Source organism: Nocardia amamiensis (assembly GCF_015477605.1).
GTDB lineage: Bacteria > Actinomycetota > Actinomycetes > Mycobacteriales > Mycobacteriaceae > Nocardia > Nocardia amamiensis_A.
Genome location: NZ_JADLQX010000261.1, coordinates 1 through 347, shown reverse-complemented (window position 1 = coordinate 347; position 347 = coordinate 1). Strand labels below are relative to the sequence as shown.

General features: G+C 57.3%; 1 protein-coding gene. It reads left to right on the top strand.

The window, feature by feature from the left end:
* On the top strand, positions 1 to 347 hold a 347-nt coding region (locus IU459_RS40320; protein ID WP_369123113.1), incomplete at both ends, for a phospholipase D-like domain-containing protein.

Sequence of the window (347 nt, the reverse complement as noted above, 5' to 3'; positions counted from 1 at the left end):
GATTCACCTATGAATTTTAGCTGGCAGGAAGGCAACCGGCTGCTGTTGCTGGAAAATGGCGAAGCGTTTTTCCCGCGGGTCTTTGGCGCGATCCAGCGGGCGGAACGTACGGTATTAATCGAAACCTTTATTCTGTTTGAGGATGACGTGGGCAACGCCCTGCACCGCGAACTGCTGGCGGCAGCCCAGCGCGGCGTGCGGGTCGAAGTGATGGTCGATGGTTATGGCTCTGCCGAACTCTCCGACAAATTTGTTAACAGCCTGACCAGCGCTGGCGTGCGTTTCATCTATTACGATCCGCGTCCGCTGGTGATGGGGATGCGCACCAACGTTTTCCGCCGCCTGCA